This window comes from Streptomyces sp. NPDC002671 (assembly GCF_053592475.1).
Genome location: NZ_JBSFVU010000138.1, coordinates 1 through 3,599 on the forward strand (window position 1 = coordinate 1; position 3,599 = coordinate 3,599).

The window sequence follows — 3,599 nt, forward strand, 5'->3', positions numbered from 1 at the left end:
AGCGGGTATTTCCTCGGGGCAGGCATCGTCAGGGCTCCTCTCATGAAACCCATCTGAACTGCTGTCACCTTTCCCCGCATCTCGGGGGAACCTCACTCAGAAGACTCTGGGGCAGCCTGTACGCAGGCTGCCCCAGAGCAGTCGTTCCCTCAGATGCGCATGCCTGCCATGGTGCGTTCAAGGGAGTTCGCGTAGAGGCGCGCTCCGCCGATCTTGGGATGAAACGACTGGGCCGACAGGCCATAGTTCCTGAGGATCGGCCAGTCCTTGATGGGATCGTCGGAGTCGACGAGGGTCTTCACGATGCCGTGCACTTGTTCGCGATCGCCGCACACCGCTTTGCCCGCGAAGTCGTTCGTCGGATTCGAGAACCAGGCGAGAACGCCCTGCCTTTTGACGTCGTCGACGGCTCCCTGCATCGCTGTGGTGAGCGTCCCAGCGGTGCCGTTGAGCCAGTTCGCGGAGTCTGCCGACAGGCCGATCTGGGCGGTGGTGGCGCCGTAGCAGCTGAACAGCATGTACAGCAGCGCGATCCGGGCGCAGGCCCGCACTTCCCGCATCGGGAGACCGGGGTGCTCCGAGCGATAGGTCCTCGCCATGGCCAGGGCGCAAGTGGCCCAGTCGGTACTGGTGGCGAGAGTGCGCGGCTCGAACGCCGCCCGCCCCAGCTCCCAGGCCGGCACAGGGCTAGCGCAGCGGAAGTCGATGATGACGGTGACGGCGTCGGCGAGGGTGACCAGATTGGTGCGGGTGAGGTCCGCGTGCAGCGCCTGTTGCACCGGCGTCTCGGGGAGATGCTCCCGCAACTGGGGGACGTGGGCGCGCAGGTCCCCACGCCGCTGGTCGAGGTGGACACGCAGTTGGTCCAGACGGTCGTGGCCTTGGCGCGTGGCTCTGGCCATCACAGTGTCGCACTTCGCCACGGCGTCCTCGACCGGCTCGGTCCGCCAGCGAGTCTGCTGCACGCGTCTGGGCAGCGGGTACGCGGCGAGTACACGGTGCATGTGCCCCATGAGGACACCGAGCCTCCGCCAACTTGAAGCGCAGGTCAAAGGGCTGGTGTGACGGTCTTCTGGGGTGCTCACGCTCGTCGTGGGCGGCAGTCTGGGGGAGTAGATCGTCTGACGCAGCGGTCGGCTCGCCGGTTCCCTCTCCCGGTGGCCGAATGTCGGGCGTAGCTGCCGCCAAGTGACAAGTAACGGAGAGCGAGGCTCGGGGATCGTTCCCCTGGGTGGGTCCGGTGTCAGTAGCGTGCGAGACCCCCGGTCTGCAGGACGAGCGCGGCCAACACGAGTGAAGGAACGGTTCGTTTCAACGTGGTATCCGGTAGTAGTCGTCTGCGGGCAGGGTCAGGCGGTAAATGATGCCGTGTTGGTGTCGGATGGCGGTGACCGTGGCGTGAGTCGGCTCGTACACCCGCCGGCACAGGCTGGGGTTCTCCTCTGGACCCGGCAGGGTGTGGCTGGGGTTGTCCCAGTCGAGGACGTGCCCTGCGCGGACCCTGTCGCCGGGCGGGCCGGGGATCAGCTCGGTGGCGGTGCCATCATGCTCGTGGGTGAAGGGGATCGGGGACAGGGGCTGGTCGCCCGCGGTGAGAATCGCGTCGATGGTGTCCGAGACGGGTAGTGGACTTGTGTAGTAGGCGGTCAGCCGCATGCAGCAGCGCACCTTGCAGGTGGGCCATCGTGGACTGAACAGGTCCCAGTCGGGCGTTCCCGGCATGCAGTGGTCGTCGATGGCCAGGAGACGCAGCGTGAGCGGTGTCTCCTCCTCGTACCTGCCGGCGATGGTGCGGAGCCGGGCCTCAGACGATTGGCGGGCCTGCCGCGCTGCTTCGCCGGAGGCGAGGCGATGTGCTTTCCGTCGGCTGGTCGAGACGATAAGAGACAGTGCTTTCTCGAAAAGGATGTGGGCGAGCAGGGGTAGTGTGCCGACGCCACGCAGGAGGACGATCCCCGTTGGCCGGCGCGTCAAGGAAGCGGGGCTTTCGGCTGTGTGCTGGCGGTCATCAGCATCGCTTGCAGCAGGGACGCGACAGCTGTCAGCAGGACGTGGACGGTGAATCGCAGAGCGTTCCCAGTTGTGCTGATGTCCAGATGCTTCGGCATGAGCGTGAACCAGGTGAAGAAGCCGACGACGACCGCGAGGTGGTTTGCGCGGACCCTGACCAGCCTGAGGCCCGCCCACAAGGCGAGCGGGTAGAGGACGATGACCGCTGCGTCGACGGCCCAGTAGTAGGGGACGCCGGCGAGCGGGTTGCGGTCGCTGTCCGCTGCGGTCGGGTGATCGAACAGCGCGTCCAGAGCATCGAGGAGCTTCCAGGATCCGAACGTGACGACCGCGACCACAATGGTGGTTTTCGCGGCGCGTATCAGGTAGGCCACGCCGTCGATCGTCCTCTGCTCGTGGAGTGGTCTGGTATCCGTACGCCTACTCAAATCCCCGGTGGGGGGAGAACCACGTCGGTTCTCCCCCCACCGGGCTGAGGCGTATGGGCTGCTTAGCGGAGGGCGGCCTGGAACGCCTTCGCGTAGTTGGCCGTTCCAGAAATCTTCGGATGGAACGACTTCACCGAAGCTGGCAGAACACCGCCATCACCTTCGCCGCTGGCATCAGCGGACTTCCACACCCGCGACATAGCCCGCGAAACGGACGCACACCTTGACGTCCGTGCCCTGCTCGAACGCGGACTGGCTTCGTTCGCTTCTTGCGACAGCGTTTGTTGGCCAGTTCTGACGTCGTCGTCCGGCCGATGACTCCGCGGATCGTCATGAGTTTTGAAGGCATCTGCTGATGCAGCCGAGTCGTGTCGGCGGCTCGCAACAGGACTGCCACAAGGTTCCAAGGTCACTTGACCTTGCCCCAGAAGGAAGGACAACAGTGTCTTCAGAGCGGGCGGTGTGCGCTCGCCAACCGGCAGGACGAAGAGGGGGAGTTCGAGTGACGGCGACCTGCGTCATCCTTGATATCGGCGGCGTCCTGGAGATCACGCCGGAAACGGGATGGGCGCAGCGGTGGGAAGAGCGGCTGGCGCTGCCGCTGGGCACTGTGCATGAGCGGATGCGTGACGTGTGGCAAGCCGGGAGCGTCGGCCACATCAGCGAACACGACGTGCAGTGGGAGGTAGCAGCCCGCTTGGGGCTCGACGCGCCCCAGGTGGAGGCCTTCATGGCTGATCTCTGGGCGGAATACCTGGGAACGCCCAACGAGGAACTCATAGCTTATGTGCGAGGGCTGCGGGGCAACTGCAGGCTGGGCATCCTGAGCAACAGCTTCGTCGGTGCCCGAGAGCGGGAGACGGCGCTGTACCAGTTCGACGAACTGGTCGAGCAGATCGTGTACTCGCACGAGATCGGCATCGAGAAGCCGGACCCACGTGCTTTCGAGGCTGCATGCGCCAGCCTGGAGGTGGGGCCGGAGAGTTGTCTCTTCATCGACGATTTCGCCGTAAACGTTGAGGCGGCCCAGGCGGCGGGCATGCAGGCGCATCTGTTCGAGGACAACGCTAGGGCCTGTGTGATGTCGTGATCAATCGGCTGCTTGCAAGAGATCTCCGACCCAGATCATGGAGGCGCGGAGTTCGAGGCCGGCGAGGTAGC

General features: G+C 65.2%; 4 protein-coding genes. 1 reads left to right on the forward strand and 3 read right to left on the reverse strand.

Annotated features, from left to right (window positions below; all coding sequences use genetic code 11):
• Positions 1–149: 149 nt before the first annotated feature.
• From ACWD35_RS45165 to ACWD35_RS45175, 3 genes are all read right to left on the reverse strand, one after another.
• The gene (locus ACWD35_RS45165; protein ID WP_451357128.1) at positions 150–1,004 is read right to left on the reverse strand and encodes a phosphotransferase; all 855 of its coding nucleotides are present in this window, start codon (positions 1,002–1,004) and stop codon (positions 150–152) included.
• A 307-nt stretch (positions 1,005–1,311) separates the two neighbouring features.
• Positions 1,312–1,974: a hypothetical protein gene (locus ACWD35_RS45170; protein WP_451357129.1), complete on the reverse strand. Its 663-nt coding sequence runs from the start codon at positions 1,972–1,974 to the stop codon at positions 1,312–1,314.
• Positions 1,971–2,384 (reverse strand): hypothetical protein, encoded by a 414-nt coding sequence (locus ACWD35_RS45175; RefSeq protein WP_451357130.1) that lies wholly within the window; start codon positions 2,382–2,384, stop codon positions 1,971–1,973. The genes ACWD35_RS45170 and ACWD35_RS45175 overlap by 4 nt, the downstream gene beginning before the upstream one ends.
• A 556-nt stretch (positions 2,385–2,940) precedes the next feature.
• On the opposite strand from ACWD35_RS45175, the gene ACWD35_RS45180 reads away from it, so the two are divergent.
• On the forward strand, positions 2,941–3,528 hold the full coding sequence (locus ACWD35_RS45180) for an HAD family hydrolase (RefSeq protein WP_451357131.1): 588 nt from the start codon (positions 2,941–2,943) through the stop codon (positions 3,526–3,528).
• Positions 3,529–3,599 lie beyond the last annotated feature (71 nt).